Origin of the sequence: Pseudomonas sp. GD03875 (assembly GCF_029840585.1) — a bacterium.
GTDB lineage: Bacteria > Pseudomonadota > Gammaproteobacteria > Pseudomonadales > Pseudomonadaceae > Aquipseudomonas > Aquipseudomonas paralcaligenes.
In genome coordinates, this window is the sequence record NZ_JAOCCV010000005.1 from 220,610 (window position 1) to 246,544 (window position 25,935).

A 25,935-nucleotide genomic window follows, 5' to 3' on the forward strand; every position below is an offset into this window, starting at 1 on the left:
CCCCTATAGCCTGCTCCAGAGAGGATGAGGCTGCTTGCTGCCCATCCCGATCACGCCTACTGGCGGCGTCCGAGCAGGAATTCCCGCTGCCTGCGGGCTATGTCGAGAATGAAGCTGCGGCCCGATTCGTCAAGCCCTTCAAGCAGGCTCTCCATCTGCCGAGCCTGGTCGCTGGCCAGCGTAGAGCTGCCACCTACCAGCGCAGCGACCGATGCTCCCAACGCTGCGGCCAGCTCCTCGATCTTCAGCAGTGACGGCAGAGCGCTGCCACGCTCCAGTCGGGAGATCGTTTCCGTTTCCACCCCTACACGCTCAGCCAGCTGACTCTGGGTCAGATTCTGCGCCAGTCGATGCTCTCTCACCTGCACCCCCAGCAGATGGCCGATACGTGAGGACCTTTTCTTGGGTTTCGACATGGTTGGCGTCTCGGAGGAATACGCCGTAAATCGTTGCCTGTAGACATGTTATGTTGAATGATATAATTTGATTACAGTAGTCTTTTTATGTCTATAAGCGAGATTGTGATGCTCATGCGCCGACTCATCGGAGCCGCCGATACCCTGATTTATGGGGTCGTAGCTCCCTTCGGAGTTCTCTACGTCTTCCCACGCTTCTTTCTTGGACTGGAGCAAAGCCTGGACATCGAATTGCCGCGTGTCCTCGTACTGAAGTACGCCGGGGTCACATTGATGAACCTGGGTGGTCTGCTGGCAATCATCTGCGCGGTACTCATGCACAGCAGAAAAGGCGGCACTATCAGCCCTTTCGCTCGACCGACGACATTGGTCCGCCGAGGGCCATATGCCTGGGTACGACATCCGATGATGTGGGCGGGCAACTTCGTACTGATAGGGCTCATGCTGGTCTACAGCTCTCCCCTGCTGGCCCTGTGGCTATTGATATGGAGTCGTTTTTCGGAAATTTACATTGACCGATACGAAGAGCCTTACCTGGTAAGAGTCTTTGGCGACGAATATCTCGATTACTGCCGAGCAACACCGCGCTGGTGGCCAGACTTCAGCCGCATACTTTCCAGAGAATCCAAAAGCGAACTTTCTCGAGAGCGGCAATCTCAGCCATGAACAAGTGCATATCGGACAATATGAGAAATCTATTCTTTTTCGTTATCCTGCTGCTATGTGGCTGCACCAGCGCACCGGTGAGCAATATAAATAACGAGACCATCCCCACGGCATGGAATGGTAGCGCACCGGCCCTTGGAGACGTTGAAAGAGCCATACTCTCGGCATCCCAGACACGAGGCTGGAGTTCCCGGATAGTCAGGCCCGGCCTTATAGAAGCCAGTATTTCAGTCCGCAGTCATCGGGCAGAAGTAAACATTCCCTATACGGAACGCAACTACAGCATCTACTACAAGAGCAGCGATAATCTCGACTACCGCAACGGCAGAATACATAGAAACTATAACAAGTGGGTGATGAAACTATCCCAGGCGATTCAGCGCGAACTCGGCGTCAATGTACAGAAGTATTGACTCCTGATTTATACACCAGAGTTTCTTTTGGCTGCGCGCCAGATCGGATACGACAATACTCCCACGTGGAATGGTGTGGATCGTCGAAGTAACCAACCTCAATCGGCAGGCTGATTCTGCAGCACCACACGCACCGGAGCGAAGGAGCGCCGGTGGATCGGCGTGGCGCCCAGGCGCTTGAGCGCCTCCAGGTGCACCGGCGTGGGGTAGCCCTTGTGCCCGGCCATGCCGTAGCCCGGGTAGAGCAGGTCCAGTTCGACCATCTCGCGGTCGCGGCTGACCTTGGCCAGGATGGAGGCAGCGGCGATGGCCGGCACCTGGGCGTCGCCGCCGACCACAGGAGCGCTGGGCACCGCCAGTTTCGGGCAGCGGTTGCCGTCGATCAGGGCCAGCTTCGGAATGACGCTCAATCCCTCCACCGCACGCTGCATGGCCAGCATGGTGGCATGGAGGATGTTCAGGCGGTCAATCTCCTCCACCTCGGCGCGGGCGATGCACCAGGCCAGGGCCTTCTCGCGGATCTCGTCGAACAGCTTCTCGCGGCGGGCCTCGGTGAGTTTCTTCGAGTCGTTGAGACCCGTGATCGGGCGCATCGGATCGAGGATCACCGCGGCGGTGACCACCGGCCCGCACAGCGGGCCGCGGCCGACTTCATCGACGCCGGCGACCAGCTCCTCGACCAGGGCGAAATCGAGTCCGAGTTGCATCAGTCCTCCCCCACCAGCTTGAGCACCGCGTCGGCGGCCTGTTGCGAGGCATCCTGGCGCAGGGCGCGATGGATCACGTCGAAGCCCTCGGTCTGCACCGCGCCATCATCCAGCAGCGGCGCCAGAGCCTGGGCCAGGGCGTCCGGGGTGGCGGCATCCTGGATCAGTTCGGGCACCAGCATGCGCTCGGCCAGCAGGTTGGGCAGCGAGATATAGGGGCTCTTCACCAGGCGCCTGAGAATGCGATAGGTCAGCGGCGCCACCTTGTAGGCCACCACCATCGGGCGCTTGTGCAGCAGCGCCTCGAGGGTTGCGGTGCCCGAGGCGATCAGCACCGCATCGCAGGCAGCCAGCGCCTCGTGCGAACGGCCGTCGAGCAGGCGCAGCGGCAGGTTGCGACCGGCAAGCATGGCTTCCAGCTGGACGCGGCGCTCCGCGTTGGCGCAGGGCAGCACGAACTGCACCCCGGGGCGCAGCGCGCGCAGGCGCTCGGCGGCATCGAGGAACAGTTCGCCGAGGCGTGCCACCTCGCTGCCACGGCTGCCCGGCAGCAGGGCTACCACCGACTCGTCTGCGGCAAGCCCCAGGGTTTCGCGTGCGCCAGCCCGGTCGGCCTGCAGCGGGATGGTGTTGGCCAGCGGGTGGCCGACGAAGCGCACCGGCACCTGGTGATCCAGGTAGAAGCGTGCCTCGAAGGGGAACAGGGTCAGCATCAGGTCGCAGGCCTCGCGGATCTTCAGCACCCGCTTCTGCCGCCAGGCCCAGACCGAGGGGCTGACGTAGTGCACGGTGCGAATCCCGGCCTGGCGCAGCTTGAGTTCCAGGGTCAGGTTGAAGTCCGGGGCGTCGATGCCGATGAACACGTCAGGTTTCTCGGCGATCAGGTCCCTGATCAGGCGCCTGCGCCGCCCGAGCAGCTCGCACAGACGGCCGAGCACCTCGACCAGCCCCATCACCGAGAGGCGCTCCATGGGGAACGCGGAGACCAGGCCTTCGGCCTCCATGCGGGGGCCGCCGACACCGATGAACTCGACGTGTGGATGACGGGCCTTGAGTGCCTGCATCAGGCCGGCACCGAGAATATCGCCGGAAGCCTCGCCGGCGACCAGCGCGACAAGAAGAGGACGGCTCATGATCAGCGGGTGATGCCGCGGGTCGAGGCCTGAACGGAGTCACGGAACACCGCGACCTCCGGGAACTGGACGGCGGATTCGGCCAGCTCGGCCAGCGCCTGCTCGACCGTCAGGCCCTGACGATAGACCACCTTGTAGGCCCTCCGCAGCGCGGCGATGGACTCGGCGCTGAAACCGCGACGGCGCAGCCCCTCGAAATTCATGCTGCGCGCCTCGGCCGGGTTGCCGAACACGGTGACGTAGGCAGGCACGTCCTTGCCGATGGCCGTGCCCATGCCGGAGAAGCTGTGGGCACCGATGCGGCAGAACTGGTGGACCAGGGTGAAGCCGGAGAGGATCGCCCAGTCGCCCATGTGTACATGGCCGGCCAGCGCGGTGTTGTTGACCAGGATGCAGTGGTTGGCGATCACGCTGTCGTGACCTACGTGCACGTAGGCCATCAGCAGGTTATGGTCGCCGATGGTGGTCTCCGACCGGTCCTGCACGGTGCCGCGATGAATGGTCACGCCTTCGCGGATCACATTGTGGTCGCCGATCACCAGGCGGGTCGGCTCGCCGTTGTACTTCAGGTCCGGGGTATCTTCACCGACCGAGGAGAACTGGTAGATCTTGTTGTGCTTGCCGATAACGGTCGGGCCTTTGACTATCACATGCGGACCGACCACCGTGCCCTCGCCGATTTCCACATCGGGTCCGATGATCGACCAAGGGCCGACCTGGACGTCCGCCGCCAACCTGGCCGACGGATCGATGATTGCGCGAGGGTCGATCAAACTCATAGCTTGCGTTCCGCACAGATGATTTCGGCCGAGCACACTTCCTTGCCGTCGACGCTGGCCTGGCATTCGAATTTCCAGATGCTGCGCTTGCAACTCAGGAACTTGGCCTGCAGCACCAGCTGGTCGCCCGGCAGAACCGGCTGACGGAAGCGTAGCTTGTCGGAGCCGACGAAGTAGTAGAGGGTGCCGTCGGCCGGCTTCACGTCGAGCATCTTGAAGCCGAGGATGCCGGCCGCCTGGGCCATGGCCTCGATGATCAGCACGCCCGGCATGATCGGGTGCTCGGGGAAGTGGCCGTTGAAGAAAGGCTCATTGATGCTGACATTCTTGTAGGCGCGAATGGTCTTGCCTTCGACGTCCAGCTCGGCGACCCGATCCACCAACAGGAACGGGTAGCGGTGCGGCAGATATTCGCGAATCTCGGTGATGTCCATCATTTGCGGAAAGCCTTTACTGAAAATAGGGGCGTGCCTCGGGCACGATCAGGCATCTGATGAGGCCTGGTCGGCCGGGGTCACGGCGGCGAGGCGCTTTTCCAGCTCGCGCAGGCGCCGCGCCATGTCGTCCAGTTGACGTATGCGGGCGGCGCTCTTCTTCCAGTCGGCCGCCGTCTGCATGGCGGTACCGGAGGAATAGGCGCCCGGCTCGGTGATCGAGCGGGTGACCATGGTCATGCCGGTGACGAACACGTTGTCGCACACCTCGATGTGCCCCACCATGCCGACACCACCGGCGATCATGCAGTGCCTGCCGATCTTGGTGCTGCCGGAGATGCCGACGCAGCCGGCCATGGCGGTGTGATCGCCGACCTGCACGTTGTGCGCGATCATGATCTGGTTGTCCAGCTTCACGCCATTGCCGATCACGGTGTCGGCCAGGGCGCCACGGTCGATGGTGGTGTTGGCGCCGACTTCCACGTCGTCGCCCAGCACCACGCCACCGATCTGGGCGATCTTCTGCCAGACGCCCTTCTCGTTGGCGAAGCCGAAGCCTTCGCCGCCGATCACGGCGCCCGACTGGATGACCACGCGCTTGCCGATCATCACGTCGTGGTAGAGGGTCACGCGCGGCGCCAGCCAGCCGCCCTCGCCGATCACGCAGCGCGCGCCGACCACGCAATGGGCGCCGATGGTGACGCCGGCACCGATCCGCGCACCGCTCTCGATCACCGCGCAGGCACCGACGCTGGCACTCGGGTCGACCTGCGCATCGGCGGCCACCACGGCGGTCGGATGCACGCCGGCGGAGGCCACGGGCTTGGTGTCGAACAGGTGGGAGAGCTGGGCGAAAGCCAGGTAGGGATTGGCCACCAGCAGCACATCGCCCTCGTAACCTTCGGCATCAGCCTCGGTCAGCAGCACCACGCCGGCGCGGGTGTCGCCGAGGAACTTGCGATACTGGGCGTTGGACAGGAAGCTGAGCTGATCCGGGCCGGCATCCTGCAGAGTCGCCAGGCCGCGGATCGGCTTGTCCGCGGCGCCACGCAGGGTGGCGCCGAGACGCTCGGCCAACTGGCCGAGGGTGAAGACCGGAGCGTTCATCTTCAGCGCAGCGAGTTCATGCGCTGGATGACCTGACGGGTGATCTCGTACTGCGGCTTGACGTCGACCACGGCACCACGCTCCAGCACCAGATCGTAGTTGCCCTGCTTGATCACTTCCTCGACCGCCTTGTCCAGCTTCGGCTTGAGCTGCTTGAGCATGTCGCGGTCGGAGATCGCCTTGGCGTCGTTCAGTTCCTTGGACTGGAACTGGAAGTCCCGGGCCTTCTGCTTGAATTCCAGTTCGAGGCGCTCGCGCTCGGCCTGCTGCATCTTCTCGCCATCCTTGACCAGACGGTCCTGGATGCGCTTGGCGTCGGACTCCAACTGCTTGAGCTTGCTCAGCTGCGGACCGAACTTCTTCTCGGCGTCCACGGCGTATTTCTTGGCGGCGTCCGACTCGAGCAGGGCCATTTGATAGTTCATCACCGCGATCTTCATCTCGGCGAAGGCCGGGGTCGCCACCAGGGCCGCGGCAACCAGAACCAGTTGAGTCAACTTACGCACGATGCACTCCTGCAACAAGACATGTTGTCTAGCAAATTAGAAAGTTTGGCCCAGGGAGAACTGGAAGACCTGGGTGTCCGCGTTTTCCGGCTTCTTGATCGGTGCCGCCAGGCTGAAGCTCAGCGGCCCGAGAGCGGTGATCCAGGTCACGCCCACACCCACCGAGCTGGCCAGGTCGCCGAAGTCGATGTTGTTGCAGCTCGGCGAGGAGGACGCGCAGGAGGTGTCGTACACGTTACCCACGTCCCAGAACAGCGAGGTACGCAGGGAGCGCTGGTCCTTGACGAACGGCAGGGGGAACAGCAGCTCCACGCCACCCTGGACCAGCACGTTGCCACCGAAGGGGAGCGGGTCCTGGTCCGGGTCGGTGTAGCGGCCGTACTGGTCGGGAACGTCGTATACGATCTCGTTTTTCGAGTTACGCACCACGCTTGGGGTACTACGCGGGCCTAGGCTGCTGTCCTCGAAGCCACGTACCGAGTTGAAGCCGCCGGCGAAGTAGTGCTCGTAGAACGGCAGTTCCGAGGTCGAGCCGTAGGAGTCGCCATAACCCAGTTCGGTATGGAAGCGCAGGGTGTAGTTGTCGCTGATCGGCGTGAACAGCTGACCGCGGTAGTCGAGCTTGAAGAACGACAGATCGCTGCCCGGCACGGTGGTTTCCAGCACCAGGCTCTGGGAATGGCCACGGGTAGCCAGCACGCCGCGGTTCAGGGTCGATTCGGACCAGCCGATGGATGCCTTCAGGTTCAGGTAGTTGTCGCCTTCCTGGTTCATGAAATCGATGATTTCGTCGACCGTGTAGCGACCCGCATCGATGCTGTCCTGCTGGATGGTCAGGCCATAGGTCAGGCGCGAAGTCTCGCTGATCGGGTAGCCGATGCTCACGCCGGCGCCCATGCTGTCCACCGAGTAGCTGGAGACATCGACATCGAGGTCGTCGTAGTCGGTGGTGCGGTAGAAGGCGTTGTAACCCAGGCTCACACCGTCGACGGTCCAGTAGGGGTCGACGAAGCCGAAGTTATAGCGGGTCTGGTATTCGGAACGGGTCAGGCCGACGCTGACCTTGTTACCGGTACCCAGGAAGTTGTTCTGGCTGATCGAGCCGCCGAGGATCAGGCCCGCGTTCTGGGCGAAGCCGATGCTGGCGGTGATCGAGCCGGACGGCTGCTCTTCCACGGTGTAGTTGACGTCGACCTGGTCGTCGGTGCCGGGCACCTGCGGGGTTTCGACGTTGACTTCCTTGAAGAAGCCCAGGCGCTCCAGACGGGTCTTGGACTGGTCGATCAGGTAGGTCGAGGCCCAGCCGCCTTCCATCTGGCGCATCTCGCGGCGCAGAACTTCGTCCTCGGTCTTGGTGTTGCCGCGGAAATTGATGCGGTTGACGTAGGCACGCTTGCCCGGGTCGACCATGAAGGTGATGGCGACGGTCTTGTCGGCGTCGTTGGGCTGCGGCACGCCGTTGACGTTGGCGAAGGTGTAGCCCTCGTTACCGAGACGGCGGGTGATCAGCTCGGAGGTGGTGGTCATCACCTTGCGCGAGAACACCTGGCCTTCCTGGACCAGCAGCAGCTTCTCGACTTCTTCCTGCGGCACCTTCAGGTCACCGGAAAGCTTGACTTCGCTGACGCTGTACTTCTCGCCTTCCTCGACGTTGACGGTGATGTAGACGTGCTTCTTGTCCGGGGTGATGGATACCTGGGTAGAGGAGATATCCATGTTGATGTAGCCGCGGTCCAGGTAGTAGGAACGCAGGCGCTCCAGGTCGCCGGACAGCTTCTCGCGGGCGTACTTGTCGTCGTTCTTGAAGAAGGACAGCCAGTTGGTGGTCTTCAGCTCGAACAGGGCGGTGAGGTCCTCGTCCGGGAATACGCTGTTGCCCACCACGTTGATGTGCTGGATGGCGGCGACCGAGCCTTCGTTGATGGTGATCTTCAGGGCCACGCGGTTGCGCGGCTGGGGAATCACCTCGGCCTCGATCTCGGCGGAGTAGCGGCCCTGGGCCACGTACTGGCGCAGCAGCTCGTTGCGTACGCCCTCGAGCGTGGCGCGCTGGAAGATCTCGCCTTCGGCCAGGCCGGACTGCTGCAGGCCCTTCATCAGGTCTTCGGTGGCGATCGCCTTGTTGCCTTCGATCTCGATGGTGGAAATCGAAGGACGCTCGATCACGTTGATCACCAGCACGTCGCCTTCGCGGCCGAGCTGGATGTCCTGGAAGAAACCGGTCTTGAACAGGGCGCGGGTGGCATCTACCAGTCGGCGGTCGTCGACCTGGTCACCGACATTGAGCGGCAGCGCACCGAACAGGCTACCGGCGGATACCCGCTGCAGGCCGTTGACGCGGATGTCGGTGACTGTGAAGGACTCGGCGTGAACTTCGGCGATCATCAGAGCGGCGAGGACCGCAGGTAGCAGCAGACGTTTCATGAAGTCCTTTCTTATTCCAACTGATAATAAAGAAACTGCCGCGATACGCGGCAGATTCGGAATTCAGCTATTCGATTACAGACGGCTCAGATCGTTGACCAGGGCCAGCAACATCACCCCAAGCACCAGACTGATACCGATCTGAATGCCCCAACCCTGTACCCGTTCGGACAGCGGGCGACCACGCACCCACTCGGCCAGGTAAAACAGCAAATGCCCGCCATCCAGCACCGGGATGGGGAGCAAATTGAGAACCCCCAGGCTAATGCTCAGGTAGGCGAGGAAATTGAGGAAGTCCGTCACGCCCGACTGAGCCGAAGCGCCCGCCACTTTAGCAATGGTTATCGGCCCACTCAAGTTTTTTACCGACAGCTCGCCGAACAGCATTTTCTTCAGCGAATCAAGGGTTAGAACCGTCATGCCCCAGGTGCGACGCAGGCTTTCGGTGACCCCGTCGAGCGGACCGAAGCTGACTTCGCGCAGCATCTGCTCCGGCCACTCCCCTCCCTTGACCCCTACCCCCAGGTAGCCGCCCCGGGCCTCGCCCTCTCCCCGCGCGCCCAGCGTGACGGGTAGCTCGAGCTGCTCGTCACCACGCTGCAGGTGCAGGGTTACCCGCTCTTCGGGCCGGGTGCGCAGCCAGTCCACCACCTGTTTCCATTCATCCAGCTTCTGCTCGTTCAGCGCCAGCAGGCGATCGCCCAGGCGCACGCCCGCCTTCCCGGCAGGCCCTTCCGGATCGAGTTCGTTGACCACGGGCTCGACCGCCGGCCGCCAGGGCGTGATGCCCAGGGACGCGAGCGGATCGGGCTCGTCGACGCCGCGCAGCCAGTCGCGCAGCACCAGCTGGTGTTCGGCGACCAGGGACGAGCCCTGGTCACGCACCTGCAGCTGGACCACGCCGCTCTCGCCGAGCCGGCGGACCAGGCGCAGATTGACCGCGGACCAGCCGGGCGTGTTCTCGCCGTCCACTGACACGATCTCCTGCCCGGCGCGCAGCCCCGCCGCCGCCGCCATGCTGTCCGGCTGGACCTGGCCGATCACCGGCCGCACCTGCTGAGTGCCCAGCAGGGCGATGACCCAGAAGAACAGGATGGCGAGCAGGAAGTTGGCGATGGGGCCGGCCGCGACGATGGCGATGCGCTGGCGGACCGACTTGCGGTTGAAGGCCTGGTCGAGTTGCTCGAATGGCACGTCACCCTCGCGCTCGTCGAGCATCTTCACGTAGCCGCCCAGCGGGATGGCGGCCACCATGAACTCGGTGCCGTGGCGGTCGTGCCAGCGCACCAGCGGCGTGCCGAAGCCCACCGAGAAGCGCAACACCTTGACGCCACAGCGCCGCGCCACCCAGAAGTGGCCGAATTCGTGAAAGGTCACCAGCACCCCAAGCGCGATCAGGGTGCCGAAGAACATGTACAACGCGCTCATTCCACTTTCCTCCGGGCCGCTCAGCGCCCGTGGCGATTCAACCAGTCGACCGCCAGGGCCCGGGCCCTGGCATCTGCCGCCAGCACGGCATCCAGGTCCTCGACCTGCGCCGGGGCGTCGCGATTCAGAACGTCCTCGATGATACCCGCGATCTCGGGGAAACGGATGCGCCGTTCGAGAAACGCCGCCACCGCCACCTCGTTCGCCGCATTCAGCCGGGCCGGCGCGCAACCGCCGGCCTCGGCCGCCTGCCGGGCCAGGCGCAGGCAGGGGAAGCGTTGCTCGTCGGGATGCTGGAAGTCCAGGCGCGCCACCGCGAACAGGTCCAGCGGCGCCACGCCGGAGGCGATGCGCTCCGGCCACGCCAGCGCGTTGGCGATCGGCGTGCGCATGTCCGGGTTGCCCAACTGGGCCAGCACCGAACCGTCCACGTAGTCGACCAGGGAATGGATCACGCTCTGCGGATGGATCACCACCTCCACCTGGTCGGGCCGCGCATCGAACAGCCAGCAGGCCTCGATCAGCTCCAGCCCCTTGTTCATCATGCTCGCCGAATCCACCGAGATCTTGCGCCCCATGGACCAGTTCGGATGGGCGCAGGCCTGCTCGGGCGATACCTCATCCAGCGCCGCCAGTGGCGTCTCGCGGAAGGGACCGCCGGAGGCGGTCAGCAGGATGCGGCGCACCCCCACGGCGCCCAGGCCACGGGCATGATCGCCGGGCAGGCACTGGAAGATGGCATTGTGTTCGCTGTCGATCGGTAGCAGCGTGGCGCCGTGCTCGCGCACCGCCTGCATGAAGAGGTCGCCGGACATCACCAGCGCTTCTTTATTCGCCAGCAACACCTTCTTGCCCGCCCGTACCGCCGCCAGGGTCGGCTTGAGGCCGGCGGCGCCGACGATGGCGGCCATCACCGCATCCGCCTCCGGATGAGCGGCCACTTCGCACAGCCCGCCCTCCCCCGCCAGCACCCGGGTCGCCAGGCCGGCGGCCTGCAAGGCATCCTGCAGCGCACGCGCGCTGCCTTCATCGGCGGTCACGGCGAAGCTGGGCCGGTGCCTGAGACAGAGCTGTTCGAGTTCATCCAGGCGGGAGAAGCCGGTCAGGGCGAAGGCCTGGTAGCGCTGCGGATGGCGGGCGATCACATCCAGGGTGCTCAGGCCTATCGAACCGGTCGCCCCCAGCACCACGATGCGTTGCGGCTGGCTCACTGTGCGCCCCAGCCCGCGAGCCACAGCAGCACGGCGAACACCGGTACGGCGGCGGTGAGGCTGTCGATCCGATCCAGCACGCCGCCATGGCCCGGCAGCAGGTTGCTGCTGTCCTTGATACCCGACTGGCGCTTGAACATGCTCTCGGTCAGGTCGCCGATCACCGAGACCGCCACCACCAGGGCGGCGCCGGCCAGGGCGAGCAGCAGGCTGGTGGTCTGCCAGCCCTGCTGCAGGCCGACCGCCAGGGTGATCAGCAGGCTGGTGGCCAGGCCACCGTAGAAACCTTCCCAGCTCTTGCCCGGGCTCACCCTCGGCGCCAGCTTGCGCTTGCCGAAGGCCTTGCCGGAGAAGTAGGCACCGATGTCGGCCGCCCACACCAGCACCATCACCGCGATGATCAGGGCATTGGCCTGCGGCCACTGCTTGAGCAGCACCAGCCCCTGCCAGGCCGGCAGCAGGATCAGCAGGCCGATCAGCAGCTTGCCGGGCAGCCCGCCCCAGTAGCGGCTGCTGTCGGGATAGCTCAGCACCAGCAGGGTCGCGGCCAGCCACCAGAGCACCGCGGCACCGAGCAGCCAGGGCGCCAGCGCCGGCACCTGCCAGGCGCCGAACAACAGGGCCGCGACCACGACTGCGTAGATCACCCGTTGCGGCTGCGCCTCCAGCCCCGCCAGGCGCGCCCACTCCCAGGCGCCCAGGCTGACCACGGCGCCGATGAACAGGGCGAACCATGCACCTTCGAGCAGGAAGAACCCGCCCAGGGCGATGGGCAACAGGATAAGGGCGGTGATGATGCGCTGCTTCAGCATTGACGGGCCTCGGCTTCCACCTGTTCGCTGGTCTTGCCGAAGCGACGCTGGCGGCTGGCGAAATCGGCCAGCGCCTTGCGCATGGCCTCGTGCTTGAAGTCCGGCCAGAACAGGTCGGAGAAGTACAGCTCGGAATAGGCGAGCTGCCAGAGCAGGAAGTTGCTGATGCGGTGCTCGCCGCCGGTGCGGATGCACAGGTCCGGCAGCGGCAGGTCGCCAGTGGCCAGGCAGCCCTGCAGTAGGCCGGGGGTGATGTCCTCCGCCTGCAGGTGGCCGGCCTGGACCTCGCGCGCCAGCCGCTGGGCGGCCTGGGCGATGTCCCACTGGCCACCGTAGTTGGCGGCGATCTGTAGGACGAAGCGGTTCTCGCCGGCGGTCTGCAGCTCGGCCTCGCGCATGGCGGCCTGCAGCTCCGGATGGAAGCGCGAGCGGTCACCGATGATGCGCAGGCTGATGGCGTTTTCCTTGAGCTTGCGCGCCTCGCGACGCAGGGCGCTGAGGAACAGCTCCATCAGCGCGCCGACTTCCTCGGCCGGCCGCTGCCAGTTCTCGCTGGAGAAGGCGAACAGGGTCAGCACCTCGACGCCGGCCTCGGCGCACACCTCGATGACCGCTCGCACGGCGTCGACGCCGGCCTTGTGCCCGGCCACGCCGGGCAGCAGGCGCTTCTTCGCCCAGCGGTTGTTGCCATCCATGATGATGGCCACGTGACGAGGTATTACCGCCGGGGCTTCCTGCTTGGCCTTGCTCACATCACACCGCCATCAAGTCGGCTTCTTTGACTTCCAGGGCCTTGTCGACTTCGGCGACGAACTTGTCGGTGAGCTTCTGCACCTCGTCGGCGGCGCGGCGCTCTTCGTCTTCGCTGATTTCCTTGTCCTTGGACAGCTTCTTCAGCTCGGCCAGGGCATCGCGACGCACGTTGCGCACGGCCACCTTGGCATCTTCGGCAACGCCGCGCGCCTGCTTGGTGTAGCCCCTGCGCGTCTCTTCGGTCAGAGCCGGCATCGGTACCCGAATAGTGGTACCGGCGCTGCTCGGGTTCAGCCCGAGATCGGAGGTCATGATGGCCTTTTCGATCGCGGCGCTCAGGGTCTTGTCATGGGCGACGATCTTCAGTGTGCGAGCATCTTCCACAGTGATCGCGGCAACCTGGTTCAGCGGCATGTCGCTGCCGTAGGCCGGGACCTTGACGCTATCCAGAATGCTCGGATGCGCACGACCGGTACGAATGGAAGCCAGGTTACGACCCAGAGACTCCAGGGACTTGCTCATGCGCTCCTGGGCGTCTTTCTTGATCTCGTTGATCATTGTGCATCCTCCTCGATCAGGGTTCCTTCGCCGCCGCCCACGACGATGTTCAACAGGGCGCCAGGCTTGTTCATATTGAAGACCCGCAGCGGCATCTTGTGGTCGCGCACCAGGCAGATGGCCGTCAGGTCCATCACGCCCAGCTTGCGGTCGAGCACCTCGTCATAGGTCAGGCGCTCGAATTTCTCCGCGTTGGGGTCCTTGAAGGGGTCGGCAGTGTACACGCCATCGACCTTGGTGGCTTTCAGCACCAGGTCGGCGTCGATCTCGATGGCGCGCAGGCAGGCCGCCGAGTCGGTGGTGAAGAACGGGTTGCCGGTGCCGGCGGCGAAGATCACCACCTCGCCGGTGGACAGGTGGCGCACGGCCTTGCGGCGATCGTAGTGGTCGGTCACGCCGACCATGGAGATGGCCGACATCACCAGCGCCGGGATGTTCGAGCGTTCCAAGGCGTCGCGCATGGCCAGGGCGTTCATCACGGTGGCCAGCATGCCCATGTGGTCGCCGGTAACCCGATCCATGCCGGCGGCGGACAGCGCCGCGCCGCGGAACAGGTTGCCGCCGCCGATCACCAGGCCGACCTGCACGCCGATGCCGACCAGCTGGCCGACCTCCAGCGCCATGCGATCGAGCACCTTGGGATCGATGCCGAATTCTTCCGAGCCCATCAGGGCCTCGCCGCTTAGTTTGAGCAGAATGCGTTTATAGCGAGGTTGACGACCACTCACCTGCTGAGCCATTGCGTATCTCTCCTGCGGCGTTATTTGGCTGCTTATTCTACCCGGCAGTCAGACCGCTGCCCGGAGAATTGGTGCGGGATGGCCCCGCACTTTGCAAAAGAGGCTGCACGCGCGAGCGGGCAGCCTCTTCGATGCGACAGTGTAGAACCGTCTTACTGCTTGGCAGCGGCTACCTGGGCAGCTACTTCGGCAGCGAAGTCGGACTCGGCCTTCTCGATGCCCTCGCCCACTTCATAGCGGGTGAAGGAAACGATCTCGGCACCGGCCTTCTTGACCAGGTCGCCGACCTTGACTTCCGGGTCCATGACGAAGGCTTGCTCGACCAAGCTGGCTTCGGCCAGGAACTTGGCGATACGGCCCTTGACCATGTTCTCGACGATGTTCTCCGGCTTGCCGGCGATCTTGTCGGCGTTCAGCTGCAGGAAGATTTCCTTTTCCTTGGCAACCAGTTCCTCGGAAACGTCGGACGGGCTCAGTACGGCCGGGTTGGAAGCGGCGACGTGCATGGCGACGTGCTTGGCCAGCTCCTCGGTGCCGCCCTTCAGGACGACCAGCACGCCGATGCGATGGCCGTGCAGGTAGGAGCCCACGACTTCGCCTTCAACGGCGGTCAGGCGACGGATGTTGACGTTCTCGCCGCACTTGGCAACCAGGGCCTCACGGGCGGATTCGCGGGAAGCGATCAGCGGGGCGGCGTCGGTCAGCTTCTGCTCGAAGGCTTCGTCCAGGCTCTCCTTGACGAAAGCCTTGAAGTCGTCCTGCAGGGCCAGGAAGTCGGTCTGCGAGTTGACTTCGATCAGCAGGCCGCGACCACCTTCCACACGAGCGGCGATGGCGCCTTCGGCGGCGATGTTGCCGGCCTTCTTGGCGGCCTTGATGGCACCGGAGGCGCGCATGTCGTCGATGGCCTTCTCGATGTCGCCCTCGGCGGCAACCAGGGCCTTCTTGCACTCCATCATGCCTTGGCCGGTACGCTCGCGCAGTTCTTTAACCAGGGCTGCAGTGATTTCTGCCATGTTCACAATCCTCTTGAAGTGGTGTTCAACCATTCAACCCGGCCACGCCGGGCACAAAATTCGCGACAAAATTCGCAAGAGGCAAAAAGGGGGCCTAGCCCCCTTCTCGCGCAACGGGATGCTCGCTCCCGTTATCAGCCTTCGCTGGCCTCGGAGGCGGCTTCTTCGACGAACTCGTCGGTGCCGCCAGCGGAGTTGCCACGACCACGGATCACGGCGTCGGCCATGGCACCCATGTACAGCTGGATGGCGCGGATGGCGTCGTCGTTACCCGGGATGATGTAGTCAACGCCTTCCGGGCTGCTGTTGGTATCGACGATGCCGATGACCGGGATGCCCAGCTTGTTGGCTTCGGTGATGGCGATGCGCTCGTGGTCGACGTCGATCACGAACAGCGCGTCCGGCAGACCGCCCATGTCCTTGATGCCGCCCAGGCTGCGATCCAGTTTTTCCAGATCACGGGAGCGCATCAGGGCTTCTTTCTTGGTCAGCTTGGCAAAGGTGCCGTCCTGGGACTGGGTTTCCAGTTCGCGCAGGCGCTTGATCGAAGCACGGATGGTCTTGAAGTTGGTCAGCATGCCGCCGAGCCAGCGGTGATCGACATACGGAGAGCCGCAGCGCGCAGCTTCTTCGGCGACGATCTTGCCAGCGGAACGCTTGGTGCCGACGAACAGAATCTTGTTTTTACCGGAAGCCAGCTTCTCGACGAACGACAGAGCGTCGTTGAACATCGGAAGGGTCTTTTCCAGGTTGATGATGTGGATCTTGTTGCGCGCGCCGAAAATAAACTTGCCCATTTTCGGGTTCCAGTAACGGGTCTGGTGGCCGAAGTGCACACCGGCCTTCAGCATATCGCGCATATTGACTTGGGACATGATAGTTCCTTGATAAGTCGGGTTAGGCCTCCACGCATCCCAATCTCCAACCCTTGCGGGCACCCAGGAAATCGTGTCGATACGTGTGCGGGTTAAGCTCTGCGGGCCTACTGCCCGTAAAGCGGCGCGTTTTATACCACAGTCTGCGACCACAGGCTAGCCGAACCCCACTTTGCCGCGCCAGGCGGCTTTCTTTGTTAGAATCGCCCCCTTCCCTGATTTGCCTAGCGCCATCGGCGCCGAGAGATATCGCATGACCGTGACCATCAAGACGCCCGAAGAGATCGAAAAGATGCGCGTGGCCGGCCGCCTGGCCGCCGAAGTGCTGGAGATGATCGGCGAACACGTCAGGCCGGGCGTCACCACCGAGGAAATCGACCGCATCTGCCACGACCATATCGTCAACGTGCAGAAGGCCATCCCCGCCCCGCTCAACTACGGCGCCGCACCGGGCCGTCCGGGCTTTCCAAAGTCGATCTGCACCTCGATCAACCACGTGGTCTGCCACGGCATCCCCAACGACAAGCCGCTGAAGGACGGCGACGTGCTGAACATCGACGTCACCGTGATCAAGGACGGTTACCACGGCGACACCAGCAAGATGTTCATGGTCGGCAAGGTGCCGGAGTGGGCCCAGCGCTTGGCCCAGGTCACCCAGGAGTGCATGTACAAGGGCATCCAGCTGGTCCGCCCGGGCGCGCGCCTGGGCGACATCGGCGAGGTGATCCAGAAGCACGCCGAGAAGAACGGCTTCTCGGTGGTCCGCGAATACTGCGGCCACGGCATCGGCGCGATCTTCCACGAGGAGCCCCAGGTGCTGCACTACGGTTGCGCCGGCACCGGCGTGGAGCTCAAGGAAGGCATGACCTTCACCATCGAGCCGATGATCAACCAGGGCCGTCCGGAAACCCGCCTGCTGGGCGACGGCTGGACCGCCATCACCAAGGATCGCAAGCTCTCCGCCCAGTGGGAGCACACCGTGCTGGTCACCGCCGATGGCTACGAGATCCTCACCCTGCGCCGCGACGACACTCTGCCGCGCACCTCCGCCTGAGCCCACGTATATAGAAGGTAGGCGCGCATGCCCCAGATGGACCCGGAGTTGTTCGACCACGGCCAGTTCCAGGCGGAACTGGCGCTCAAGTCCAGTCCCATCTCGGCCTTCAAGAAGGCCATCAAGCAGGCGCGCGAGGTGCTCGACGAGCGTTTTCGCGAGGGGCGCGACATCCGCCGCCTGGTCGAGGACCGCGCCTGGTTCGTCGACCAGATCCTCCGGGAGGCGTGGAAGCGCTTCGACTGGAGCGAGGACGCCGACATCGCCCTGCTGGCGGTCGGCGGCTACGGCCGTGGCGAGCTGCATCCCAATTCCGACATCGACCTGCTGATCCTGCTGGACAGCGCCGACCACGAGACCTTCCGCGAGCCCATCGAGGGCTTCCTGACCCTGCTCTGGGACATCGGCCTGGAAGTCGGCCAGAGCGTGCGCAGCGTCGACGAATGCGCCGAGGAGGCGCGCGCCGACCTGACGGTGGTCACCAACCTGATGGAGAGCCGCACCATCGCCGGCCCCGAGCGGTTGCGCCTGCGCATGCAGGAGGTCACCAGCCCGCAGCGGATGTGGCCGAGCAGCGAATTCTTTATCGCCAAACGCCGGGAAGCCAAGGCGCGCCACGCCAAGTACAACGACACCGAGTACAACCTGGAACCCAACGTGAAGGGCTCGCCCGGCGGCCTGCGCGACATCCAGACCATCCTCTGGGTCGCCCGCCGCCAGTTCGGCAGCCTCAACCTGCATTCCCTGGTGCAGCAGGGCTTCCTGGTCGACAGCGAGTACAGCATGCTGGCCTCGGCCCAGGAATTCCTGTGGAAGGTGCGCTACGCCCTGCACATGCTGGCCGGCCGCGCCGAGGACCGCCTGCTGTTCGATCACCAGCGCCGGATCGCCGGCCTGCTCGACTTCGAAGACGGCGACGGCAAGCTGGCCGTCGAGCGCTTCATGCAGAAGTACTACCGGGTGGTGATGGGCGTCGCCGAACTGTCCGACCTGATCAACCAGCATTTCGAGGACGTGCTGCTGCGCGGCGGCGGAAGCGGCGTGGCACAGCCGCTGAACAGCCGCTTCCAGGTGCGCGACGGTTACATCGAAGTGGCCCATGCCAACGTCTTCAAGCGCACCCCGTTCGCCATCCTCGAGGTGTTCGTGCTGCTGGCCCAGCACCCCGAACTGAAGGGTGTGCGCGCGGACACCATCCGCCTGCTGCGCGACAGCCGCTACCTGATCGACGACGAGTTCCGCCGCGACATCCGCAACACCAGCCTGTTTATCGAGCTGTTCAAGTCGCCCCAGGGCATCCACCGCAACCTGCGGCGGATGAACCGCTACGGCATCCTCGGCCGCTACCTGCCGGAGTTCGGCCACATCGTCGGGCAGATGCAGCACGACCTGTTCCACATCTATACGGTCGACGCCCACACCCTCAATCTGATCAAGCACCTGCGCAAGCTGAAGTGGCCGGAGATGGCGGAGAAGTACCCGCTGGCCAGCAAGGTCATCGACAAGCTGCCCAAACCCGAGCTGATCTACATCGCCGGCCTCTACCACGACATCGGCAAGGGCCGCGGCGGCGACCACTCTGAACTCGGCGCGGTGGATGCGGAAGCCTTCTGTGCCCGCCACCAGCTGCCGCTGTGGGACAGCCGGCTGATCGTCTGGCTGGTGCAAAACCACCTGGTGATGTCCACCACCGCCCAGCGCAAGGACCTGTCCGACCCGCAGGTGATCTTCGACTTCGCCCAACTGGTCGGCGACCAGACCCGCCTCGACTACCTCTACGTGCTCACCGTGGCCGACATCAACGCCACCAACCCCAGCCTGTGGAACTCCTGGCGCGCCAGCCTGCTGCGCCAGCTCTACACCGAGACCAAGCGCGCCCTGCGCCGCGGCCTGGAGAACCCGCTGGACCGTGAGGAACAGATCCGCGCCACCCAGGTCGCCGCCATCGACATCCTGGTGCGCAACGGCATCGACCAGGACGACGCCGAGCAGCTGTGGAGCCAGCTCGGCGACGACTACTTCCTGCGCCACACCGCCAGCGACGTGGCCTGGCACACCGAGGCCATCCTCCAGCATCCGGCCGGCAAGGACCCGCTGGTGCTGATCAAGGAGACCGCCCAGCGCGAGTTCGAGGGCGCCACCCAGATCTTCATCTACGCCCCGGACCAGCACGACTTCTTCGCCGTGACCGTGGCGGCCATGGACCAGCTCAACCTGAACATCCACGACGCCCGGGTGATCACCTCCACCAGCCAGTTCACCCTGGACACCTACATCGTCCTCGACGCCGACGGCGGCCGCATCGGCGACAACCCGGCGCGCATCCGGGAAATCCGCGACGGCCTGGTGGAGGCGCTGAAGAACCCGGACGACTACCCGTCCATCATCCAGCGCCGGGTGCCGCGCCAGCTCAAGCACTTCGCCTTCGCACCCCAGGTGACCATCCACAACGACGCCCAGCGCCCGGTCACCGTGCTGGAGATCACCGCGCCGGACCGCCCCGGCCTGCTGGCGCGGATCGGCAAGATCTTCCTCGACTTCGACCTGTCGCTGCAGAACGCCAAGATCGCCACCCTCGGCGAGCGGGTGGAGGACGTGTTCTTCGTCACCGACGCCAACAACCAGCCGCTCTCCGACCCCGAACTGTGCGCCCACCTGCAGGACACCATCATCCGGCAGCTGTCCCAGGCCAACGGCGAAACCCTCGACCTCGGCTCGATCAGCATCTGACCCCGGCCGCACCGCGCAAGAAAGAGACCTCATGAACCACGCCCTGACCCAGCTGCAGCCCTACCCCTTCGAGAAACTGCGCGCCCTGCTCGCCGGCATCACCCCGCCGGCGGGCAAGCGGCCGATCGCCCTGTCCATCGGCGAACCCAAGCACAAGTCGCCGGACTTCGTCGCCAAGGCCCTGGCGGACAATCTCGATCAGCTGGCCGTCTATCCCACCACCCTGGGCATCCCGCCCCTGCGCGAAGCCATCGCCGCCTGGTGCGAGCGCCGCTTCGGCGTGCCGGGCGGCTGGCTGGACGCCGCCCGCCATGTGCTGCCGGTCAACGGCACCCGCGAGGCGCTGTTCGCCTTCACCCAGACCGTGGTGCAGCGCGATGCGGGCGGCCTGGTGGTCAGTCCCAACCCGTTCTACCAGATCTACGAAGGCGCGGCCCTGCTCGCCGGCGCCGAGCCGCACTACCTGCCATGCCGGGAAGACAACGGCTTCAACCCGGACTTCGACGCCGTGCCGGCCGACGTCTGGCGGCGCTGCCAGATTCTCTTCCTCTGCTCGCCGGGCAACCCCACCGGCGCGCTGGTGCCGCTGGAACAGCTGAAGAAGCTGATCGCCCTGGCCGACGAGTACGACTTCGTGATCGCCGCCGACGAGTGCTACAGCGAGCTGTACTTCGACGAGGACAACCCGCCGCCCGGCCTGCTGACCGCCTGCGCCGAACTGGGCCGCCGCGACTTCAAGCGCTGCGTGGTGTTCCACAGCCTGTCCAAACGCTCCAACCTGCCGGGCCTGCGCTCGGGCTTCGTCGCCGGCGACGCCGACATCCTCAAGGCCTTCCTGCTGTACCGCACCTACCACGGCTGCGCCATGCCGGTGCAGACCCAGCTGGCCAGCATCGCCGCCTGGCAGGACGAGGACCACGTGCGCGCCAACCGCGACCAGTACCGGGCGAAATACGATGCCGTGCTGGAAATCCTCCAGCCGGTGCTGGACGTGCAGCGCCCGGACGGCAGCTTCTACCTGTGGGCACGCACCCCGGGCGACGACACCGTCTTCACCCGCGACCTGTTCGCCCGCGAGCACGTCACCGTGGTGCCAGGCTCCTATCTGTCGCGCGAAGTGAATGGCGAGAACCCGGGCGCGGGGCGCGTGCGCATGGCGCTGGTCGCGCCGCTGGCCGAATGCATCGAGGCCGCGCAACGCATTCGCGACTTCATCCGGGGCTGATCAGCGGGCAAAAGAAACCCGGCACGGGGGCCGGGTAGGGAGAGCATCACGGTGTCACCTTGACCGGGTGGACGTGAAAAGAATGTGAAAAGCCCGCCCGCGTCTTCCAGTGCTGCCCAACGGGCATCCTAAAACCAAATAATCTCTAGGAGGATCAATGCCTTACGTTCTTTACGGGATCAAGGCCTGCGACACCATGAAGAAGGCCCGCACCTGGCTCGACGAGCATGGCGTCGCCTACGACTTCCACGACTACAAGGTCTCCGCCATCGACCGCGCCAATCTGCAGAAATGGTGCGCCGAGCATGGCTGGGAAACCGTGCTGAACCGCGCCGGCACCACCTTCCGCAAGCTGGACGACGCACAGAAGGCCGATCTGGACCAAGACAAGGCCATCGAGCTGATGCTGGCCCAGCCCTCGATGATCAAGCGCCCGGTGCTGGACCTCGGCAACAGGACGCTGGTCGGCTTCAAGCCGGACCTCTACGCCGCCGCCCTCGAGTAGCCGCCCAGCTCCGGGAGACGATTCATTGATCTCGATCTATAGGGCTCCCGGCGCGACTCGATAGTGTTCCCTCCCGTCCACCCAGCGAGAGGGAGCCCCCATGTCCGCCTCCATCCAGTACGACCCGACGCGCCACGGCGACATGCCCGAAGTCTGGCGGCAGATCGGCATGCCCGCCGCCGCCGTGCTGCGCATCGGCTATGAAGACACAGTCGGCAGCGTGGTCGAGCGGGTGATCGATACCCGCATGTTCGCCAACCTGGCCTTCGGCCCCACCATCCTGGCCCACTGCCGGCTGCGCGACGCTGTGCGCGAGTTCCGTATCGACCGCATCCACAGCTGCTTCGACGAGAGCACCGGACAGCCGGTCGAGGATGTCTACGAGCACCTGCACGGTCTGTACATGAGCACGCCGGACTACACCCTCGACTGCCTGATGAACGAACAGCACGACGTCCTGCGCGTGCTGCTCTATCTGCTGGAGGCCGGCGACAACACCTCAGAGCAGGTGACCGCCGCCCTCGCCGAGACCTGCCGCCACCTGAGCGGCGACGAGCGCATCAGCGAGGCCGCGCTGGACGAGCGCCTGACGCCGATCCGCGGCGCCGGTGCCCAGGCCTACCGCGCCTGGGTCGGCCGCCTCGGCAAGCGCCTGACCGGCGATGCCCGGCACCTGCTGCTGCGCCTGGCCAATCGCCTGGTCAAGCGCGAGGGCAACCTCAACGAGGCGCAACGCGACGCCCTGGACTACCTGTCCGCGCGCTTCACCCAGGTGGCCTGAACGTCCGCGGAGACATGCGGCAGCGATTGGGGCTCGGGAATACGCCCGGACAGTTGTAAACTGCGCGCCACACAATCCGGTTCGCAGTCCGGGCCGGCGCATGGCCGCCCCTGCCCTCCATTCGTCTTGTCACAAGGAATCCCCACATGTCGCAATCCCTGTTCAGCCTGGCCTTCGGTGTCGGCACCCAGAACCGCCAGGGCGCCTGGCTGGAAGTCTTCTACGCGCAACCGCTGCTGAACCCGGCCGCCGAGCTGGTCGCACTGGTCGCCGGGAAGCTGGGCTACGCAGGCGGCAACCAAGCCATCGCCATCAGCACCACCCAGGCCGCCGAGCTGGCCGCCGCGATCAAGGGCGTGGACGCCGCCCAGGCCGCCCTGCTCACCCGCCTGGCCGAGAGCCACAAGCCGCTGGTCGCCACCCTGCTGGCCGAGGACGCGACTCTGGCCTCCACCCCCGAGGCCTACCTCAAGCTGCACCTGCTGTCCCACCGCCTGGCCCGGCCCCACGGCCTGAACCTGGCCGGCATCTTCCCGCTGCTGCCCAACGTGGCCTGGACCAGCCAGGGCGCCGTCGACCTGGCCGAGCTGGGCGAGCGCCAGCTGGAAGCGCGCCTCAAGGGCGAGCTGCTGGAAGTCTTCTCGGTGGACAAGTTCCCGAAGATGACCGACTACGTGGTGCCGGCCGGCGTGCGCATCGCCGATAGCGCCCGCGTGCGCCTGGGCGCCTACATCGGCGAGGGCACCACGGTGATGCACGAGGGCTTCGTCAACTTCAACGGCGGCACCGAGGGCCCGGGCATGATCGAAGGCCGCGTCTCCGCCGGCGTGTTCGTCGGCAAGGGCTCTGACCTGGGCGGCGGCTGCTCGACCATGGGCACCCTGTCAGGCGGCGGCAACATCGTCATCAGCGTCGGCGAAGGCTGCCTGATCGGCGCCAACGCCGGCATCGGCATCCCGCTGGGCGACCGCAACACCGTGGAGTCCGGCCTGTACGTCACCGCCGGCACCAAGGTGGCCCTGCTCGACGACCAGAACAACCTGGTGCGGGTGGTCAAGGCCCGCGAGCTGGCCGGCCAGCCGGACCTGCTGTTCCGCCGCAACTCGCAGACCGGCGCGGTGGAGTGCAAGACCAACCGCACCGCCATCGAGCTGAACGAGTCCCTGCACGCGCACAACTGATCCATGGCGGGGCAGCTCCGGGCCGCCCCGTGCCATGCACGGCCATGCAGACACTCGACGTCTCCGCCTTCGTCAGCTTCACCCTGGCGATCCTCCTGCTGTTCGCCGGCAAGGCGCTCACTCACGCCTTCGAGCCGCTGCGCCGCTACAGCATCCCGGAGTCGGTGATCGGCGGCTTCATCTGCGCCGCCGCCACCGCCCTGCTCTACTACGGTTTCGACCTGCAGCCGCGCTTCGAACTGGAAGTGCGCGACCTGCTGCTCCTGTACTTCTTCGCCGCCATCGGGCTGCGCGCCGACCTCTCGACTCTGCTCAAGGGCGGACGGGCGCTCACCGTCCTGCTGGCCCTGGCGACCACCTATATCCTCGCGCAGAACCTGCTCGGCATGGGCCTGGCCGACGCCTTCGGGCTGGACGCCAAGGCGGGGCTGATGCTCGGCTCGATCTCGCTGACCGGCGGCGTGGGCACCACCCTGGCCTGGTCGCCCTACTTCGTCGACAGCCTCGGCATCGACAACGCCCTGGAACTGGGCATCGCGGCCAACACCATGGGGCTGATCGCGGCCTGCCTGATCGGCGGCCCCATCGCCCGCTACCTGCTGACCCGCCACCGACTGCAGGCGCCGGAGACGACCCGCCTGGACGTCGGCCTGAGCTTCGCCGAGGAACGCCCCAAGCTCGACTACTACGGCGTGCTCTGGGCCTGGATGTGGCTCAACCTGACGCTGCTGATCGGCGAGGGCCTGCACGGCCTGCTCGCCCGCACCGGCCTGACCCTGCCTGAGTTCGTCAGCTGCCTGATGGCCGGCATCGCCCTGCGCAACGGCCTGCCGCCGCTGCGCCGCTGGCTGTTCCGCAGCCGCCTGCTCAGCCCGCGCACGGCCCGGGCCAGCAGCTGGCTCAACGCCAAGGACGGCCTGGCGCTGATTTCCGACATCTGCCTGGGGCTGTTCCTGACCATGGCGCTGATGGGCCTGCGCCTGTGGGAGCTGGAAGGGCTGCTCGGCCTGATCCTGCTGGTGATCGGCCTGCAGGTGCTGATGTGCGTGGCCTTCACCCTGCTGGTAGTATTCCGCCTGATGGGCCGCGACTACGAGGCCGCCGTGATCTGCTCCGGCTTCGGCGGCATCGCCTTGGGCTCGACCGCGACGGCCATCGTCAACATGACCGCCGTCACCCAGCAATATGGCGCGGCGCATCGGGCCTTCATCCTGGTGCCGCTGGTGTGCGGTTTCTTCATCGATCTGGTCAACGCCCTGATCATCAACCTGCTGGTAACCCTGTGAGTTCGCTCGTTTCGCCCTGGCGCCAGGACTTCCCGGCCCTGGCGGCCTTCGACGCCGAAGGCCAGACCTACCTGGACAGCGCTGCCACCGCGCAGAAGCCCCGGGCCATGCTCGACAGCCTGCTCGGCCACCTGGCCGGCGGCGCGGCCAACGTGCACCGCGCCCAGCACCTGCCCGGCGAGCGCGCCACCCGCGCCTTCGAGGCCACCCGGGACCAGGCCGCGGCCTGGCTGAACGCGGCCAGTCGCGACGAGATCGTCTTCACCCGTGGCGCCACCGAATCCCTCAACCTGCTCGCCTACGGCCTGGAGCACCTGTTCCAGCCCGGCGACCGGATCGTCGTCAGCGCCCTGGAACACCACGCCAACCTGCTGCCCTGGCAACAGCTGGCGCTGCGCCGCGGCCTTGAGCTGGTGGTGCTGCCGCTGGACGCCACCGGCACCATCGATCTGGAACGGGCCGCCGGGCTGATCGGCCCGCGCACCCGCCTGCTTGCGGTGTCGCAGCTGTCCAACGTGCTCGGCCGCTGGCAGCCGGTGCGGGAACTGGCCGCCCTCGCCCGCGCCCAGGGCGCGCTGAGCGTAGTCGACGGCGCCCAGGGGGCGGTTCACGGCCGGCACGACATCCAGGCCCTGGGCTGCGACTTCTACGTCTGCTCCAGCCACAAGCTGTACGGCCCGGACGGTGTCGGCCTGCTGCACGGCCGGCGCGAAGCCCTGGAGCGGCTGCGCCACTGGCAGTTCGGCGGCGAGATGGTGTTGCAGGCCGACTACGAGGAATCCCGCTTCCGCGCCGCGCCGCTGGGCTTCGAGGCCGGCACGCCACCGATCTCCGGCGTCATCGCCCTGGGCGCGACGCTGACCTACCTGGCCGGCCTGGACGCCGCCGCCGTCGCCCGCCACGAAGCCGCGCTGCACGCCGAACTGCTCGCCGGCCTGGCCGTCCGCGACGGCGTGCGCCTGCTCGGCGAACCACAGCTGGCACTGGCCAGCTTCACCGTGGACGGCGTGCACAGCGCCGACCTGGCCCACCTGCTGACCGACCAGGGCATCGCCGTGCGCACCGGCCACCACTGCGCCATGCCGCTGCTCAAGCACCTGGGCCTGAGCGGCGCGATCCGCGTGTCCCTCGGACTGTACAACGATGGCGCCGACCTGGAGCGCTTCTTCGACGCCCTCGACCAGGCCCTGGAGCT

At 65.5% G+C, this 25,935-nt stretch carries 26 protein-coding genes; 10 read left to right on the top strand and 16 right to left on the bottom strand.

The annotated features are described in order from the left end of the window. Positions 1–56: 56 nt before the first annotated feature. On the bottom strand, positions 57–416 hold the full coding sequence (locus N5D30_RS06545) for a helix-turn-helix transcriptional regulator (RefSeq protein ID WP_279908248.1): 360 nt from the start codon (positions 414–416) through the stop codon (positions 57–59). A 114-nt stretch (positions 417–530) separates the two neighbouring features. Here N5D30_RS06545 and N5D30_RS06550 point away from each other — a divergent pair, with 114 nt between their 5' ends. Together N5D30_RS06550 and N5D30_RS06555 are read left to right on the top strand one after the other, a co-directional pair. After that, positions 531–1,082 carry an isoprenylcysteine carboxylmethyltransferase family protein gene (locus N5D30_RS06550; protein ID WP_279908249.1) on the top strand — a complete coding sequence of 184 codons (552 nt, stop codon included), beginning with the start codon at positions 531–533 and terminating at the stop codon, positions 1,080–1,082. Beyond that, positions 1,079–1,495: a hypothetical protein gene (locus N5D30_RS06555; protein ID WP_279908250.1), complete on the top strand. Its 417-nt coding sequence runs from the start codon at positions 1,079–1,081 to the stop codon at positions 1,493–1,495. Before N5D30_RS06550 ends, N5D30_RS06555 begins: the two co-directional genes overlap by 4 nt. A gap of 98 nt (positions 1,496–1,593) precedes the next feature. On the opposite strand, the gene rnhB is transcribed toward N5D30_RS06555, so the two are convergent. The 15 genes from rnhB to rpsB form a co-directional block, all read right to left on the bottom strand. After that, a complete protein-coding gene (rnhB, locus tag N5D30_RS06560) occupies positions 1,594–2,202 on the bottom strand; it encodes a ribonuclease HII (RefSeq protein ID WP_279908252.1) in 609 nt (202 codons plus the stop codon). Beyond that, positions 2,202–3,335, bottom strand: a complete 1,134-nt coding sequence (gene lpxB / locus N5D30_RS06565) for a lipid-A-disaccharide synthase (protein WP_279908253.1) — start codon at positions 3,333–3,335, stop codon at positions 2,202–2,204. Before lpxB ends, rnhB begins: the two co-directional genes overlap by 1 nt. 2 nt (positions 3,336–3,337) lie before the next feature. Then, complete coding sequence (gene lpxA, locus N5D30_RS06570) at positions 3,338–4,114, bottom strand: acyl-ACP--UDP-N-acetylglucosamine O-acyltransferase (RefSeq protein WP_279908254.1); 777 nt, start codon at positions 4,112–4,114, stop codon at positions 3,338–3,340. Then, positions 4,111–4,551: a 3-hydroxyacyl-ACP dehydratase FabZ gene (fabZ, locus tag N5D30_RS06575; RefSeq protein ID WP_220816212.1), complete on the bottom strand. Its 441-nt coding sequence runs from the start codon at positions 4,549–4,551 to the stop codon at positions 4,111–4,113. Before fabZ ends, lpxA begins: the two co-directional genes overlap by 4 nt. 45 nt (positions 4,552–4,596) lie before the next feature. Then, positions 4,597–5,655, bottom strand: a complete 1,059-nt coding sequence (gene lpxD / locus N5D30_RS06580) for a UDP-3-O-(3-hydroxymyristoyl)glucosamine N-acyltransferase (protein WP_279908255.1) — start codon at positions 5,653–5,655, stop codon at positions 4,597–4,599. A 2-nt stretch (positions 5,656–5,657) separates the two neighbouring features. Further along, positions 5,658–6,161, bottom strand: a complete 504-nt coding sequence (locus tag N5D30_RS06585) for an OmpH family outer membrane protein (RefSeq protein WP_220816194.1) — start codon at positions 6,159–6,161, stop codon at positions 5,658–5,660. A 36-nt stretch (positions 6,162–6,197) separates the two neighbouring features. Continuing rightward, the gene (gene bamA / locus N5D30_RS06590; protein WP_262880165.1) at positions 6,198–8,585 is read right to left on the bottom strand and encodes an outer membrane protein assembly factor BamA; all 2,388 of its coding nucleotides are present in this window, start codon (positions 8,583–8,585) and stop codon (positions 6,198–6,200) included. 75 nt (positions 8,586–8,660) lie between these two features. Continuing rightward, a complete protein-coding gene (gene rseP, locus N5D30_RS06595; RefSeq protein ID WP_279908256.1) occupies positions 8,661–10,013 on the bottom strand; it encodes a sigma E protease regulator RseP in 1,353 nt (450 codons plus the stop codon). 20 nt (positions 10,014–10,033) lie between these two features. Beyond that, the gene (ispC, locus tag N5D30_RS06600) at positions 10,034–11,224 is read right to left on the bottom strand and encodes a 1-deoxy-D-xylulose-5-phosphate reductoisomerase (protein WP_279908257.1); all 1,191 of its coding nucleotides are present in this window, start codon (positions 11,222–11,224) and stop codon (positions 10,034–10,036) included. Next, positions 11,221–12,036 carry a phosphatidate cytidylyltransferase gene (locus N5D30_RS06605; protein WP_279908258.1) on the bottom strand — a complete coding sequence of 272 codons (816 nt, stop codon included), beginning with the start codon at positions 12,034–12,036 and terminating at the stop codon, positions 11,221–11,223. The genes ispC and N5D30_RS06605 overlap by 4 nt, the downstream gene beginning before the upstream one ends. Then, on the bottom strand, positions 12,030–12,788 hold the full coding sequence (gene uppS / locus N5D30_RS06610) for a polyprenyl diphosphate synthase (RefSeq protein WP_279904360.1): 759 nt from the start codon (positions 12,786–12,788) through the stop codon (positions 12,030–12,032). The genes N5D30_RS06605 and uppS overlap by 7 nt, the downstream gene beginning before the upstream one ends. Position 12,789: 1 nt before the next feature. Beyond that, positions 12,790–13,347, bottom strand: coding sequence for a ribosome recycling factor (frr, locus tag N5D30_RS06615; RefSeq protein ID WP_220814847.1), 558 nt, complete (start codon positions 13,345–13,347; stop codon positions 12,790–12,792). After that, positions 13,344–14,087 carry a UMP kinase gene (gene pyrH, locus N5D30_RS06620; protein ID WP_220814846.1) on the bottom strand — a complete coding sequence of 248 codons (744 nt, stop codon included), beginning with the start codon at positions 14,085–14,087 and terminating at the stop codon, positions 13,344–13,346. The genes frr and pyrH overlap by 4 nt, the downstream gene beginning before the upstream one ends. 152 nt (positions 14,088–14,239) lie before the next feature. Beyond that, positions 14,240–15,103 carry a translation elongation factor Ts gene (tsf, locus tag N5D30_RS06625; RefSeq protein ID WP_220814845.1) on the bottom strand — a complete coding sequence of 288 codons (864 nt, stop codon included), beginning with the start codon at positions 15,101–15,103 and terminating at the stop codon, positions 14,240–14,242. A 134-nt stretch (positions 15,104–15,237) separates the two neighbouring features. Continuing rightward, the gene (rpsB, locus tag N5D30_RS06630) at positions 15,238–15,978 is read right to left on the bottom strand and encodes a 30S ribosomal protein S2 (protein WP_043306949.1); all 741 of its coding nucleotides are present in this window, start codon (positions 15,976–15,978) and stop codon (positions 15,238–15,240) included. A 253-nt stretch (positions 15,979–16,231) separates the two neighbouring features. Here rpsB and map point away from each other — a divergent pair, with 253 nt between their 5' ends. The 8 genes from map to N5D30_RS06670 all read left to right on the top strand — a co-directional run. Continuing rightward, on the top strand, positions 16,232–17,032 hold the full coding sequence (map, locus tag N5D30_RS06635; RefSeq protein ID WP_279908259.1) for a type I methionyl aminopeptidase: 801 nt from the start codon (positions 16,232–16,234) through the stop codon (positions 17,030–17,032). A gap of 27 nt (positions 17,033–17,059) precedes the next feature. Continuing rightward, entirely contained in the window at positions 17,060–19,762 is a 2,703-nt protein-coding gene (locus N5D30_RS06640; protein ID WP_279908260.1) for a [protein-PII] uridylyltransferase, read from the top strand. A gap of 31 nt (positions 19,763–19,793) precedes the next feature. Continuing rightward, positions 19,794–20,987: a succinyldiaminopimelate transaminase gene (dapC, locus tag N5D30_RS06645; RefSeq protein ID WP_279908261.1), complete on the top strand. Its 1,194-nt coding sequence runs from the start codon at positions 19,794–19,796 to the stop codon at positions 20,985–20,987. A 157-nt stretch (positions 20,988–21,144) separates the two neighbouring features. Further along, positions 21,145–21,492: an ArsC family reductase gene (locus N5D30_RS06650; protein ID WP_279908262.1), complete on the top strand. Its 348-nt coding sequence runs from the start codon at positions 21,145–21,147 to the stop codon at positions 21,490–21,492. 100 nt (positions 21,493–21,592) lie between these two features. Beyond that, positions 21,593–22,273 (top strand): hypothetical protein, encoded by a 681-nt coding sequence (locus N5D30_RS06655; RefSeq protein ID WP_279908263.1) that lies wholly within the window; start codon positions 21,593–21,595, stop codon positions 22,271–22,273. Between the two features lie 146 nt (positions 22,274–22,419). Continuing rightward, on the top strand, positions 22,420–23,454 hold the full coding sequence (gene dapD / locus N5D30_RS06660) for a 2,3,4,5-tetrahydropyridine-2,6-dicarboxylate N-succinyltransferase (protein ID WP_279908264.1): 1,035 nt from the start codon (positions 22,420–22,422) through the stop codon (positions 23,452–23,454). 44 nt (positions 23,455–23,498) lie between these two features. Next, the gene (gene gltS, locus N5D30_RS06665) at positions 23,499–24,740 is read left to right on the top strand and encodes a sodium/glutamate symporter (RefSeq protein WP_279908265.1); all 1,242 of its coding nucleotides are present in this window, start codon (positions 23,499–23,501) and stop codon (positions 24,738–24,740) included. After that, a partial coding sequence (locus N5D30_RS06670) for a cysteine desulfurase (protein WP_279908266.1) occupies positions 24,737–25,935 on the top strand: 1,199 nt, incomplete at its 3' end. The genes gltS and N5D30_RS06670, both read left to right, overlap by 4 nt.